At 73.0% G+C, this 13592-nt stretch carries 10 protein-coding genes; 4 read left to right on the forward strand and 6 right to left on the reverse strand.

Going from position 1 to position 13592, the window contains the following annotated elements; genetic code table 11:
* Positions 1–63 precede the first annotated feature (63 nt).
* The gene (locus tag EJ357_RS37565) at positions 64–459 is read left to right on the forward strand and encodes a winged helix-turn-helix transcriptional regulator (protein ID WP_126396124.1); all 396 of its coding nucleotides are present in this window, start codon (positions 64–66) and stop codon (positions 457–459) included.
* Positions 460–508: 49 nt separating this feature from the next.
* On the opposite strand, the gene EJ357_RS37570 is transcribed toward EJ357_RS37565, so the two are convergent.
* From EJ357_RS37570 to EJ357_RS37580, 3 genes are all read right to left on the reverse strand, one after another.
* Complete coding sequence (locus EJ357_RS37570) at positions 509–931, reverse strand: acyl-CoA thioesterase (RefSeq protein WP_126396125.1); 423 nt, start codon at positions 929–931, stop codon at positions 509–511.
* A 51-nt stretch (positions 932–982) separates the two neighbouring features.
* Positions 983–1612: a hypothetical protein gene (locus tag EJ357_RS37575; RefSeq protein ID WP_126396126.1), complete on the reverse strand. Its 630-nt coding sequence runs from the start codon at positions 1610–1612 to the stop codon at positions 983–985.
* Between the two features lie 74 nt (positions 1613–1686).
* Entirely contained in the window at positions 1687–2286 is a 600-nt protein-coding gene (locus EJ357_RS37580; RefSeq protein ID WP_126396127.1) for a histidine phosphatase family protein, read from the reverse strand.
* A 225-nt stretch (positions 2287–2511) separates the two neighbouring features.
* Between EJ357_RS37580 and EJ357_RS37585 the strand changes: the two genes are divergently transcribed.
* Positions 2512–4794, forward strand: coding sequence for an MMPL family transporter (locus tag EJ357_RS37585; protein ID WP_126396128.1), 2283 nt, complete (start codon positions 2512–2514; stop codon positions 4792–4794).
* Positions 4787–9463: a type I polyketide synthase gene (locus EJ357_RS50315; protein WP_267132820.1), complete on the forward strand. Its 4677-nt coding sequence runs from the start codon at positions 4787–4789 to the stop codon at positions 9461–9463. The genes EJ357_RS37585 and EJ357_RS50315 overlap by 8 nt, the downstream gene beginning before the upstream one ends.
* Before the next feature lie 39 nt (positions 9464–9502).
* Here the strand turns inward: EJ357_RS50315 and EJ357_RS37595 are convergent, their stop codons facing one another.
* Positions 9503–10711: a pyridoxal phosphate-dependent aminotransferase gene (locus EJ357_RS37595; protein WP_126396129.1), complete on the reverse strand. Its 1209-nt coding sequence runs from the start codon at positions 10709–10711 to the stop codon at positions 9503–9505.
* Between the two features lie 86 nt (positions 10712–10797).
* On the opposite strand from EJ357_RS37595, the gene EJ357_RS37600 reads away from it, so the two are divergent.
* Complete coding sequence (locus EJ357_RS37600) at positions 10798–11436, forward strand: winged helix-turn-helix transcriptional regulator (protein ID WP_126396130.1); 639 nt, start codon at positions 10798–10800, stop codon at positions 11434–11436.
* A 60-nt stretch (positions 11437–11496) separates the two neighbouring features.
* Here EJ357_RS37600 and EJ357_RS37605 read toward each other — a convergent pair whose 3' ends face one another.
* Both EJ357_RS37605 and EJ357_RS37610 read right to left on the reverse strand, forming a co-directional pair.
* Complete coding sequence (locus tag EJ357_RS37605) at positions 11497–12300, reverse strand: hypothetical protein (protein WP_126396131.1); 804 nt, start codon at positions 12298–12300, stop codon at positions 11497–11499.
* Positions 12300–13568 (reverse strand): VWA domain-containing protein, encoded by a 1269-nt coding sequence (locus EJ357_RS37610; RefSeq protein WP_126396132.1) that lies wholly within the window; start codon positions 13566–13568, stop codon positions 12300–12302. The genes EJ357_RS37605 and EJ357_RS37610 overlap by 1 nt, the downstream gene beginning before the upstream one ends.
* Positions 13569–13592 lie beyond the last annotated feature (24 nt).

Raw genomic sequence — 13592 nt, forward strand, 5'->3', positions numbered from 1 at the left:
TGCACGACTTGTAACGGGGTACATCGTGAGTGACCATGGAGGGCGGCGTAAGGAGGCAGTCCGATGTCCCAGAGGAACACCGGTGTTACCGTCCAGGCAGTGAACGCGCACGCGTGCCCGGTCCGCGAGGTTCTTGACAGGGTCTCCGGGAAATGGAGCGTCCAGATTCTCGTCGCGGCCGCCCACGGGCCCATCCGCTTCACCGAGTTGGAGCGCAGCATCGAGGGAATCAGCCGCCGGATACTGACTCTCACCCTGCGTAATCTGGAGCGCGACGGTCTCGTCACCCGTACCGTCCATCCGACGGTGCCGCCGAAGGTGGAGTACGAACTCACGCCGGTGGCACGGGAGTTGCACGAGACCCTGCAACGCCTGACCGACTGGGCCGAGCGCAACAGGGTCTACATCGCCGAGTCGCGGGCGGCCTACGACGAGGAGCACGCACCGGAGCCGGTGTGACCGGAGGCCGGGCGTGGCAGGCGGTGACCGGAGTTCTGACAGGCGTTGATCAGAGCCCGAACAGGCTCGGGTCCGCGGCCAGTTCCTTGAAGTAGTCCTGCGGGTTCGCCACCATCCGGCGTTCCTTGAGGTCCAGCAGGCCGCCGACCGCCGTGAGCTCGGCCGCCACGGTGCCGTCCGCCTTGCTCATGATCTGCCGAATACGGAAGGTCTTGCCGCCCGACCACTCGAAGGCGCAGGTCACGTCGACCTCGTCGCCGGCGAGGAGCTCCCGCTTGTAGCGGATGGTCGTCTCCAGCGCGACCGGACCCACCCCCTTGCCTATGAGCCCCGTCTGGGTGATGCCCGCGGCCTGCAGCAACGACCAGCGGGCGTGCTCCGCGTAGTTGATGTACACGCTCTGGTTGACGTGCCCCTGCACATCGGTCTCGTAGCCGCGCACGGTGACCCGGACGGAGAACGGCTCGCTCACGGTTTCCCCTTCTCGTGTTCGATGCTCTGTGCACCGATCTTGGCATGGCCATCACGCCCGGCGCGGGGATGCCAGCAGATAGCGCGCTCTGGTCCGCGGCTCGGTGTGTTCGCCGACCTGCCAGCCCGCCTCTTCCAGTGTGGTCGCGCAGGCCCGCAGCCGCTCGCCGTCCGGCTCGTGCACGGAGACGGCCTCCGGTTGCACAGTGGCCCGCACCCGGTACCCCTCCTCGGAGTCCCGCTCGGCCGGACGGTGCCCGGCGGCCTCCAGGGCGAGCGCGGCGGCCCGCACCAGATGCGTACGCTCCCACGCGCACGGCCGGTCCACCGCCCCGTCCGCATTGGTCATCCGGCGCAGCTCCAGCAGCCCCTGCCAGGCGCTGTGCACCTCCCGGACGCGGGCCGGGCCCGGCACCGGCGCGTCCTCCTCACCGCCGATCCGCGCCGCGAACACCCCGCCGGCCGCCGGAGCCTCGGACTCCGCGGCCGGCGCCGGCTCCGCGTCCCGTATCCGATGCCCCGCAGGCGTCAGAAAGTGAGCGTGCGGCGGCCGCGGGTGCCGGAAGGCGAGGCCTCGCTTCACCAGCGCCGCGAGCTGCGCCTCCGTACCTCTGACCCGTCCGGTCACGGGATCGGCGGCATCGATGACACGCCGCTGGGCCGCGGTCGGTGGTCTCGTCACGGCGTGCTCCTCCCCGGGCGTTCGGGCACCCGCCCCACCTCCTCGGCAGGCACTCGCCCTGTCTGCTGGGAAGGCTACGACCCGGGTCTGACATTCCACTCGGCGATCACCGGCCGCCCGTGCTCCGTGCCCAGCCGGCACAGCGCCCCCGTGGCCAGTTGGAACAGCGCCCCGTCCGTCGCCGGCAGCCCGAGCCGCCGGGCCGTGAGCACGCGCAGGAAATGCCCGTGCGCCACGAGCATCACGTCCCCGTCGTGGGCGGCGGCTGCCGCTTCCACCCGGGCCAGCACCCGGTCGGCACGCTCGCCGACCTGCTCCGGGCTCTCCCCGGGATGGTCGGGCGGCCCGGGCGCGACCCCGTCCGTGAACAGGAACCAGCCCGGCCGTTCGTGCTGGATCTCGACGGTCGTGATCCCTTCGTACCCGCCGTAGTCCCACTCCCGCAGATCGGCGTCGACCCGACCGTCGCGCAGGCCGATCAGCTCGGCCGTCTCCCGCGCCCGCTGCAGAGGGCTGACGAACGCGGCCGCGATCCGGTGCGAGCGGACCAGCGGCACCAGCCGGCGCGCCTCGTCCCGTCCGTGCTCGGTCAGGGGCACGTCCGTCCATCCCGTGTGCCGCCCGGACCGCGACCACTCGGTCTCACCGTGCCGGACGAGAAAGAGGTCAGCCACGTGCGCACCCTTCCAGCTCGCCTCCCCGGCACCCTGCCACAGCGGCGCGGCGGCCCGCCCGGCGGACTGGGCCGGACGGCCGTCCAGTGGCCGCGTAACGGATGACCCGCCCGCCGTCAAGTGACGAACAGTCGGGGCTGGGGCGCCTCCCCGGGCGCGGGAGACCGTGGCAGACATCCGCCCGTGCGACCGCCGCAGCGGGACGCGAACCGGAGAGGAGGACGGATGTACCGCTGGCTGGGTGCCGTGGCGACCCGTCGTCCCCGACTGGTCCTGCTCGCCGCGCTGGGCTTCCTCGTCCTTGCGGTGGTGGTCGGCGCGGAAGCGACGGGCCGCCTGAAGACGCAGGGGTACGACGACCCCTCGTCCGACTCGAGTTTCGCGGCCCGCATGACCGCCGAGTACCGGGGGACGGCGTCGAACCTGATCGTGGTGGCGCGGGCCCCGCACGACGGTGTCGACGGCGACGCCGCCCGCGATGCCGGGCGGGAACTGACCCGGCGACTCGCCGCCCAGCCGCATGTGAGCGACGTGTCCTCGTACTGGAGCGGCGGAGCGGCCGAGCTGCGCAGCCGGGAGGGCCGCTCGGCCCTGCTGCTCGCGCACATCGACGGCGAGGCGGAGCAGCTCGGCCCCCGCGCTGAGCAGGTGCGCGAGACCCTGTCAGCCCGGCCCGCGGACGGACCGTCCGCCCTGACGGTGCACGTGGGCGGTGCGGCCCTCGCCGAGGCCGAGATGCAGGAGATCACCGCCGCCGACCTGAAACGGGCCGAGGCCGTCGTCCTGCCGGGCACCCTCGTGCTGCTGATCCTGGTGTTCGGCAGTGTGGTGGCCGCGGCCCTGCCCCTGCTCATCGGGGTCCTGGCCATCGGCGGGACCCTGCTGATCCTCAGCCTGCTCGGCAGCGTCACCGATGTGTCGGTGTTCGCGCTGAACCTCACCACCGCGCTCGGCCTCGGCCTCGGCATCGACTACGGGCTGCTCATCGTCTCCCGGTTCCGGGAGGAGCTCACCGCCGGACACCCGCCGCGCGACGCCGTCCGGCGGACGGTGAACACCGCGGGACACACCGTCTTCTTCAGCGCCGCGACGGTCTGTGCGGCGCTGTCGACCCTGCTGGTCTTCCCGCCGTACTTCCTGCGCTCCTTCGCCTACGCGGGCATCGCCGTGGTGGTCCTCGCGGCGGTGGCGGCCACCACGGTCCTGCCGGCGCTGCTGGTGCTGCTCGGACGGCGCGTGAACGCCTGGGCGGTGCCGTGGCGCCGCAGGGCCAGGGCCGGCTCCGCCTCGCGGTTCTGGGAGCGGCTGGCCCGGATCGTCGTACGCCGTCCGCTGCTCGCCGCGCTGCCGGTCCTGGCCCTGCTGGCGGTGCTCGCGGCGCCGTTCACGCACGCGGGATTCGCCACCCCCGACGACCGGGCGCTGCCGCGAAGCGCGTCCAGCCGGCAGGCCGGGGACCTCGTGCGCGGCGAGTTCGGCGGCGGGAACGCCGGTGCCCTCACCGTGTTCACCACCAGCCCCACCCCCGAGGTCGCGCTCGACTACGCCCCGAGGCTGTCCGCCCTGCCGGGCGTGGCCGAGGTCACGGGGCCGTCCGGAGTGTGGCGGGACGGCGAGCGGGTGACCGGGCCCGGCAGCGCCGCGAACGGCCTCGTGCTGTCCGGTTCCGGCGCTCCGGCGATCCTCTCGGTGGTGCCGTCGGCCGACCCCCGCTCGGACGCCGCCCAGCGGCTGGTCCGTGACATCCGCAGGACGCCCACGCCCGCGGGCACCGACATCCACGTCGGCGGTCCCAGTGCGGTGCTCGTCGACGCCAAGGACACGATCGCCCGGCGGCTGCCCCTGGCGGGCGCCATGATCACCACCGGCACGTTCGTGCTGCTGTTCTGCTTCTCCCGCAGCCTGCTCCTTCCGCTCAAGGCGATCGCGCTGAACTTCCTGAGCCTCGCCGCGGTGCTCGGCACCATGGTGTGGATCTTCCAGACCGGACACCTGCAGACCCTGCTCGGCTTCACCCCCGGACCGCTCAGCACCACCATGCCGGTGCTGTTGTTCTGCATCGTCTTCGGGCTCTCGGTCGACTACGAGGTCTTCGTCCTGGCCCGCATCAAGGAGGCGCACGACGCCGGGCAGGACACCGCCGACTCGATCGTCACCGGGGTCGCCCGCACCGGCGGCATCGTCACGGCCGCCGGCGCCCTGCTCGCCTTCACCCTGCTGGGCTTCGGCACCTCCGAGGTGGCCCTGCTGCAGTTCTTCGGAATCGGCGCGGGCTTCGGCGTCCTCCTCGACGCGACCCTCGTGCGCGGCGTCCTCGTACCGGCGCTCATGCGGCTCGCCGGCCGCCTGAACTGGTGGGCGCCGCGTGCCCTCGGAGGCAGGACGCCGGCCCGCCCGCCCCCGCCCGGGCCCCCGCCGCCGCCACCCCCGATCCCCTCTCCCACGCCCCCTCCCGCACCGCCCGCCCGCCTCGGGCCACCGAACCAAAGCAGGTCTCCCCATGAATGACATCGCCATGAATGACATCGCCGTGAACGGCACCGCCGTGAATGACACCGCCCTCAATGACATCGCCATCGTCGGACTCGGCTGCCGCTTCCCCGGCGCCCGGGACAGCCAGGCCTACTGGCAGCTCCTCCTCGGCGGAGAGCGGCAGTTCGCCCCGGTGCCCGAGGACCGCTGGAACCACGACACGTTCCACGCCCCCGCCGACCGCCGCGCCGCCGACTCCGCCTACACCGACCAGGTCGCCTTTCTGGACGAGGTGGACCGCTTCGCCGCCCTGCACTACGGCCTGCCGCCACGCCGCGTCGAGGCCATGGACCCGCAGCACCGGCTGATGCTCGACGTGACCCGCGAGGCCCTCGACGACGCCGGGATGGGCCGGGGCGGCTTCGACCGGGAGAACACCGGCGTCTTCTTCGGCCTGTCGGTGTCCGACTACAAGGAGCTCATGACGGCCCGCCTACGGGCCATCGCCCTCGCCGACGGGTCGCTCGGCGGCTTCGCCGACTCCGGCCTCGTGCAGGCGCTGAAGGACCGGGCCAACGAGCAGCTCGGCCCCGTCCAGACCTTCGCCCTGCCGGGGAGCCTGCTCAACATGGCGCCCGCCACCGTCAGCCGGCACTTCGGCCTCGGCGGCCCCAGCTTCGCCGTCGACGCCGCCTGCTCCAGCGCCCTGATCGCCCTCGACCAGGCCGTACTCCACCTGCGCAGCGGGTCCTGCACGACGGCCGTGGTCGGCGGTGTGTACCTCAGCCTCACCCCGGACAGCCTCGTCGGCTTCTCCCGCCTGGGCGCGCTGTCGGCCAACGGGGTGTGCCGCCCGTTCGACGAGCGGGCCGACGGCTTCGTCCTCGGCGAGGGCGCCGGCGCCGTCGTCGTCCGGCCGCTGCGGGACGCACTCGCCGCCGGTGACCGGGTCTACGCCGTCATCAAGGGCATCGGCTCGGCGAACGACGGCACCGCCCCCGGGCCCCTGGTGCCCACCGCCGACGGCCAGCTGCGGGCCATGCGCCGCGCCTACACCGACGCGGGCGTCTCGCCCTCCGCCGTGGGCTTCATCGAGGCCCACGGCACGGGCACCTCCGTCGGCGACCGCGTCGAGGTGGAAGCGCTGCGTCGGCTGCGGACCGAGCACGCGGACGGGGACCCCGCCCCCTGCCACCTCTCCTCGGGCAAGGCACTCATCGGGCACTCGCTGTCCGCGGCCGGTATCGCCGGGCTGATCAAGACGGCCCTGGTCGTGCACCACCGTACGGTCGTGCCGCAGCCCGACTTCAGCCCCCACCCGGAGCTCGGGCTGGACGCCGCGGGGCTGCGTGTCGCCGACACCGCCCGGCCGTGGCCGGGCGGCGACGTCCCGCGCCGCGCGGCCGTCAGCTCGTTCGGCTTCGGCGGTACGAACGTCCACGTGGTCCTCCAGGAGGCCCCGGCACCGGCCCCCGCACCACGGCCGGTCCGCACCAGGTCCGCGGCCGAGCCCCACCTCGCCCTGATCTCGGCAGGCGGGCAGGAGGCGCTCCAGGAGCACATCGGGGCGCTGCTCGACACCCTGGAGCACACACCCGCGCCGTCGATGGCCGCGGTGGCCCACACCCTGGGCGGCCGCGAGCCGCTGCCGAGCAGGCTCGCGATCGTGGCCGCCGACCCGGCCGAGTTCACCGAGCGGCTGCGGCGGGCACGTCGGCAGCTGGCCGACGGCGCCCGGGGCGATCTCGGCGACGGTGCCTACGCCGCCGACGCTCCGCTGCCGCCCGCCGAACGGCGCCTCGCCCTCCTCTTCCCCGGCCAGGGCAGTCAGCGGCCGGGCATGATGCGCGACCTCCACCAACGGTTCCCCGAGTTCCGGCGGACCGTCGACCAACTGGGCGCCGTGGCCCGGCAGGCCGCCGGCGTGGATGTCGCCGGTCTGCTGTACGGCGGGACGTCCGACGGCGTCGACGAGGACACGGAACTCGGGCTGCGGCTGACCGGCACGGAGGTGTGCCAGCCCCTGCTGGGCACCGTGCAGATCGCCGCCACCCGGCTGCTGGCCGCGTGCGGGGTCGCTCCCGACCTCGTACTCGGCCACAGCGTCGGGGAGTTCGCGGCGGCCGCGGCGGCCGGCGTCCTCACCGACGACGAGACCGTACGGCTGCTGGCCCACCGCGGTGCGGTGCTCCGAGAGGCGGAGGCCGAGCCCCGCGGCGGGATGCTCGCCGTGCAGACCGATGAGGAGACCTGCCGTGAGCTCGTGCGGGACATCGACGACGTCTGGCTCGCCTGCTTCAACCAGCCGCGGCAGATCGTGGTCAGCGGCAGTGCGGAGGGGCTCGGCGCGCTGCGACGCGTCTGCGCGGAGGCAGGCGTCGTGACGGCGCCGCTGAACGTGTCGAACGCCTTCCACTCCCCGCGGCTCGCGAGGGCCGACGACGTCATGCGCGCGGACCTCGCGCGGCGTCCCCTCGCCGCTCCCCGCCTGCCGTTCGTCTCGGCGGTGAGCGGGACGGTGTGCGAGGAGCCCGGGCGGCTGCGCGAACTGTGGGCACGTCACGCGTCCGCGCCGGTCCGCTTCGGCGACGCCGTGCGCAGCGCCTACGACACGGGAGCCCGCGTCTTCCTCCAGGTGGCGGGCGGCGGTTCGCTCCTCACCTCGGTCCGCCGCAATCTCGCGGGCCAGGGCGACGTGCATGTCGTGGCCGCCGACGGCACGGCGCCGGACGACGCGTACGGATTCCTGCGGGCCCTTGGCCGGCTCGCGGTCCTGGGCGTCCCGGTCGACCCCCGGGCCCTGGTGCGGGAGCGGGACCGCCGGCTGCTGGACCTGCCGGTGGCGCGGCTGGAGGCACGGTCCTACTGGGTGCGGCAGCCGAAGCCCGCGTGCGACGAGCCCCGCCCCATTGCCTCGGTTCCGAACCCGACCGACACGTCGACAAACGACCCGAACAAGGAAAACCCCATGTACGAACTGCTCGACCTGATCCAGCAGCAGGTGTCGGCTCTCAGGCGCCTCAGCGAGACACTGCCCGCGGCCGTTGCTCCCGCTCCCGTTCCCGCCCCCGCACCCGCCCCCGCCCTCGTTCCGGCCCCCGTTCCCGCCCCGTCCTCCCAGCCGTGCGCCCCACCGGACGCCGAACCCCGCGCCGAGGCGGAGGACGCCGTGTTCGAACAGGTCGCCCGCATCAGCGCGTACCCGGTGGACCATCTGCGCCGCGACCAACTGCTGGTCGAGGAACTCGGCTTCGATTCGCTGATGCTGACCGACCTGTTCGCGTCGCTCAAGCGTCGGTGGCCGTCCCTGACGGTCGACGAGGGAAGCGCCCGGCCGACGGTCGGAAGCGTCGTCGCGATGATCACGGGCACCGCCGAGACGGCCGAACCGGTCACACCGCCCACTCTCACGGTGGCTGCCCCCGCTGCCCCCGCTGCCCCCGCTGCCCCCGCAGCCCCCGCCCCAGCGGTCCCCGCACCCGCCGACGAGCAGACCCGCATCGAATGCTTCCCGGAGGTCACCGCACACCGGGACCGCATGGACATACTGGGCCGACTCCAGCTGCCCAACCCCTACTTCCTGGTCCACGAGGGCGGCATGACGGACCGTACGGTCGTAGACGGCCGGGAACTCATCTCCTTCTCCGGCTACAACTACCTGGGCCTGGCCACGCACCCCCAGGTGAGCGAGGCGGCCAAGGAAGCCGTCGAACGGTGCGGCACGTCGGCGTCCGCCAGCCGGCTGCTGTCCGGCAGCCGTCCGCTCCATGTGCGGCTGGAGACCGAACTCGCCCGCACACTCGGGACCGAGGACGCCATCACGATGGTGAGCGGACACGCCACCAACGTCACCGTGATCGGGCATCTCGTCGGGCCGGACGATCTGATCGTCCACGACGCGCTGGCCCACGACAGCGTCCTGCAGGGCTGCCGGCTCTCCGGCGCGACCCGGCGCCCCTTCCCGCACAACGACGCCGCCGCCCTGGACGACCTCCTGGCCCGGGTCCGCCACCAGTACCGCCGGGTGCTCGTCGTGGTCGAGGGCGTGTACAGCATGGACGGCGACATCGCCGCCCTGCCGGACCTCATCGAGGTCAAGCGCCGGCACGGGGCGCTGCTGATGGTCGACGAGGCGCACAGCGTCGGGGTGCTCGGAGCCCGCGGACGCGGCGTCGGCGAGTACTTCGGCGTCGAGCGGGCGGACGTCGACCTGTGGATGGGCACGCTGTCCAAGGCGCTGGCCGGATGCGGCGGGTATGTCGCCGCGAACCGCACCGTCGTCGAGTACCTCCGGTACACCGCGCCGGGCTTCGTCTACAGCGCGGGCATGACGCCCGCCAACGCGGCCGCCTCCCTCGCCGCACTGCGGCTGATGCGGGCCGAGCCGGAGCGGCTCGCACGGCTGAGGGAGAACTCCGCGCTGTTCGTGCGCCTGGCCCGCGAGGCGGGCATCGACACCGGGGACAGCCAGGACACACCGATCGTGCCGTGCGTCGTCGGGGACTCGGAGCGCACGCTGCGGCTGTCCCGGGCGCTCTTCGGGCTGGGCGTCAGCGTCAACCCGATCCTGTACCCGGCGGTCCCCGAGGAGTTGGCCCGGCTGCGGTTCTTCGTCACCCGCGACCACACGCCCGACCAGATCCGGTTCACCGTGGGGGCGCTGGAGCGGGAGCTGCGGGACGTCGGCGTCGCCCGCGCCGCGTGACTTGCCGGCCCCGCCCCGCGCCGTCGTCCGCGCACCGCGCTATTGACGGTACCCGCTCAGGAACCGTCCGATCCGCCCGATGGCCGCCTCCAGGTCCTCCGCGTACGGCAGGGTCAGGATCCGGAAGTGGTCGGGGGTCGGCCAGTTGAAGCCCGTACCCTGCACCACCTGGATCTTCTCCCGCAGCAGCAGGTCCAGGACGAACTTCTCGTCGTCGTGGATCTTGTACACCTTGGGGTCGAGACGGGGGAACGCGTACAGCGAGCCCTTCGGCTTCACGCACGAGACGCCGGGGATCTCGTTGAGCTTCTCCCAGGCCACGTTGCGCTGTTCGTAGAGGCGGCCGCCGGGGGTGGTCAGCTCCCGGATCGACTGGCGGCCGCCGAGGGCGGCCTGGATGGCGTACTGGGCGGGCGCGTTGGCGCACAGCCGCATGGAGGCCAGCATCGTCAGGCCCTCCAGGTAGTCCTTCGCGTGCTGCTTCGGGCCGGTGACGACGAGCCAGCCGGAGCGGAAGCCCGCCACCCGGTACGTCTTCGACAGGCCGCAGAAGGTGAGGACCACCAGGTCGGGGGCGAGGGCGGCGGCCGAGTGATGCACCGCGTCGTCGTAAAGGATCTGGTCGTAGATCTCGTCGGCGAACACCATCAGGCCGTGGCGGCGGGCGAGGTCGAGGATCCCCTCGATGACCTCCTTGGGGTAGACCGCGCCGGTGGGGTTGTTCGGGTTGATGATGACCACGGCCTTGGTGCGATCCGTGATCTTCGACGCCATGTCGTCCAGGTCGGGGTACCAGTCGGCCTGCTCGTCGCAGAGGTAGTGCACGGCCTTGCCGCCGGCGAGGGTCGTCACCGCCGTCCACAGCGGGAAGTCCGGGGCGGGGATGAGGATCTCGTCGCCGTCCTCGATCAGCGCCTGTACGGCCATGGAGACCAGCTCGGACACACCGTTGCCGAGGAAGACGTCGTCGACACCCACCTCCAGGCCGAGCGTCTGATAGCGCTGGGCCACGGCCCGGCGGGCGGAGAGGATGCCGCGCGAGTCGGTGTAGCCGTGCGCCTGGGGGAGCATCCGGATCATGTCCTGGAGGATCTCCTCCGGCGCCTCGAAGCCGAAGAGCGCGGGGTTGCCCGTGTTCAGGCGCAGGACGCTGTGGCCCGCCTCTTCCAGCGCGTTCGCGTGCTCGATCACCGGGCCGCGGATCTCGTAACAGACCTCGCTCAGCTTGCTCGACTGCCGGAACTCCATGCGCGCTCGCCCTCCGGTTTCGTGTGTTGCTTGGTTTTACCAAGTTCCGGCTTGGAAAGTCCAACGACATGTCTAGACTGCGTCGCATGTCACCTCGCCGAAGCTACGACCAGTACTGTTCCGCCGCCCGCGCGCTCGACGTCGTCGGCGACCGCTGGACCCTGCTGATCGTCCGGGAGCTGCTGGCCGGCCCGCGGCGCTACACCGACCTGCACGCCGATCTGCCGGGCGTCAGCACGGACGTACTCGCCTCTCGGCTGAAGGACATGGAGCGCGACGGCCTCTCCACGCGGCGCAAGCTGCCCCCGCCCGGAGCGGCGTACGTGTACGAACTCACCCGGCGCGGGCGGGAGTTGCTGCCGGTGCTCCAGGCGCTGGGGGAGTGGGGCCGGGCAGAGCTCGGCGAGCGGCGCCCCACCGACGCCGTGCGCGCGCACTGGTTCGCGCTGCCGCTGCTGCGAGCCCTTCCGGCAGGCGGGGCGGGGGAGGGGGTCGTCGAGGTCCGGCTGGAGGAGGGGGACTTCCATCTGTACGTCGGCGCCGAGGACGGGCCGGTCTACGGCGACGGGCCCGCTCCGGGGGAGCCGGACGCGCGACTGGTCCTGGACGCCGGGACGTGCGAGGCGCTCGCGCGAGGGGAGTTGAGTGTGGCCGACGCCGTGCGGGGCGGGCGGATCACGGTGAGCGGTGACGGCACGGTGGCCAAGGCCCTGCTCGCCGTCTGAGCAGCGCAGAGCCCGCCGTGCGGATGCGCACGGCGGGCTCTGCACATCGTTGACGATCCGTCAGGCTCCCGGCGGCACCCGGGACGGCCGTCCCGACCCGCGCGTCAGCGCGTACCCGCCTATTCCCGCGAGCGCGGCCAGCACGCCGCCGAACGCCGTCCACACCCACCGGTCGGACCACCAACCGGAGGACCAGCCGTCACTGGGCTCGAGGCTCGCGAGCAGCGCCTCCTTGGTCGACTCCTCCTCGTCGCCCTGGGAGAGGACCCCCGCCCCCGGCACGAGCGGTGCCGCCAGGGCCCCGTCCACCGCCGCCGCGCCGCCGATGTCCTTGGAGTCGACCCGCACCTCGGCGTCGACCGGCAGCCCGAGGTCGGAGGTGGGCACGTCCACGGCCGTCAGCCGGAGGTAGTACGTGCCCGGCAGCGGGTCGTCGGCCCAGGGCTCCGACCAGGCCCGGACGGTGCGCAGCACGCAGGTCAGCTCCACCGAGGCGGCGTCCGCCGCGGCGGTGCGCGTCTGGGCCCCGTACTGGCAGGACTGGCGGCGCCGCAGGCCGTCGTACACGTCGATCTGCCATGCCTCCGTGGCGTGCGTGTCCGGCAGCTTCACCGTGGCCTTGACGGTGGGGCGCTGCCCGGCGTCCGCGGGGAACGACCAGTACAGGTAGTCGCCGGTGGAGGCGCTCGCGGTGGCCGTCTGCCCCTGCTCGATCTCGGTCGCCGTACGGAAGGAGGTGCCGGCCTCGGTCGGCGCGCCACTGTCCTGCGACGCGCTCGGGGACGGCGAGGAGTCGGCCGCGGCAGGGCCGGCGGCCAGCCCGAGCGTCAGCAGGGCCGCGCTCAGCACACGTGTGATCCGCATCAGTTGGTCCTCCAGACAGCGATCCGCCAGCGCGACACCCAGCCCCAGACAAGCCCGGCGAGGAAGCCGGCGAGGACCAGCGCGCCCAGCAGCCACCAGCCGCGCCCGAGCCCGAAGGCGGCCACGTCGCTCGACTCCGACGGCCCCTCCACGACGTCGACCGTCAGCTCCAGCGGCAGACCGGGCGAGGCCTGCACACCCGAGCCCGCCGAGAAGGAGTGGGTCACCTGGAGACACACGGTCTCGGGCGCGAGCTCGCCCTCCGCGCCCTCCTGTTCGGCCTTCGGGTAGCGCAGGCCCGTCGAGATCACATCGGTACGGCCGTTGCCCGCCGCCTCACCGCGGACGATCTCCCGGCCGCGTTCGGTCACCGCCCGCAGCAGCACACCGTACGAGGGGTTCACCGCCCGGTCGGCCGAGACGCTCACCGAGGCGCGCAGCTCCCAGCCGTGCGGGACCTTGACGCGGTACCAGCGCTGCTGCCCGAACTCCTCGCGGTCGGTGTACAGGCCGGACTTCAGCTCGGGCGCCTTCGCGCACTGGTCCGCGCCCGTCGTCGCGACCGGCGTCACCACCGGGTCGGCCGCCCGGTCCACCAACTGGTTGACCTTGTCGGCGAGTTCCTCGGTGTGCTCGACCGAGGTGAACGTCCCGCCGGTCGCCTCGGCGATGCAGCTCAGCTGCTGCCGCATCTTGGTGTTCGGGACCAGGCCGAGCGTGTCGATGGTCAGGCCGATGCCCTTGGCGGCGATCTCCCGGGCCACCTCGCACGGGTCGAGCGGGGCGCAGGTGTCCTCGCCGTCGCTGATCAGCACGATCCGCTTGGAGCCCTCGCCGCCGTCCAGGTCGTCGGCGGCCTTCAGCAGCGCGGGGCCGATCGGCGTCCAGCCGGTGGGCGCCAGGGTCGCCACCGCCGCCTTCGCCTCGGTGCGGTCGAGCGGGCCGACCGGGTAGAGCTGCGCGGTGTCCTTGCAGCCCGTCTTGCGGTCGTCGCCCGGGTAGTCGGCGCCCAGCGTGCGGATGCCGAGCTGGACCTCCTCGGGTGTCGCGTCGAGCACCTCGTTGAACGCCTGCTTCGCCGCGGCCATCCGCGACTGGCCGTCGATGTCCCGGGCCCGCATCGAGCCGCTCACATCGAGGACGAGGTCGACCTTCGGCGCGGTCGCACTGGTCTCATCGGCAACCGCCCCGGCCGGGAACGCCATCCCGGCCGCGAGCGCGGCGAGCAGGGCGCAGGCCCCGGTCGCCAGCCGTGTTCTTGTGATCATCGGCGGATCTTATTGATCAGAGGT

The sequence above is a fragment of the Streptomyces cyaneochromogenes genome (assembly GCF_003963535.1).
Classification (GTDB): domain Bacteria; phylum Actinomycetota; class Actinomycetes; order Streptomycetales; family Streptomycetaceae; genus Streptomyces; species Streptomyces shaanxiensis.

What these genes read in the sequence shown, in the direction of transcription:
- EJ357_RS37600 (WP_126396130.1), top strand. Translation starts at nt 10,798, where the DNA reads ATGTCACCTCGCCGAAGCTACGACCAGTACTGTTCCGCCGCCCGCGCG.
- EJ357_RS37585 (WP_126396128.1), top strand. Translation starts at nt 2,512, where the DNA reads ATGTACCGCTGGCTGGGTGCCGTGGCGACCCGTCGTCCCCGACTGGTC.
- EJ357_RS50315 (WP_267132820.1), top strand. Translation starts at nt 4,787, where the DNA reads ATGAATGACATCGCCATGAATGACATCGCCGTGAACGGCACCGCCGTG.
- EJ357_RS37595 (WP_126396129.1), bottom strand. Translation starts at nt 10,711, where the DNA reads ATGGAGTTCCGGCAGTCGAGCAAGCTGAGCGAGGTCTGTTACGAGATC.
- EJ357_RS37565 (WP_126396124.1), top strand. Translation starts at nt 64, where the DNA reads ATGTCCCAGAGGAACACCGGTGTTACCGTCCAGGCAGTGAACGCGCAC.
- EJ357_RS37605 (WP_126396131.1), bottom strand. Translation starts at nt 12,300, where the DNA reads ATGCGGATCACACGTGTGCTGAGCGCGGCCCTGCTGACGCTCGGGCTG.
- EJ357_RS37610 (WP_126396132.1), bottom strand. Translation starts at nt 13,568, where the DNA reads ATGATCACAAGAACACGGCTGGCGACCGGGGCCTGCGCCCTGCTCGCC.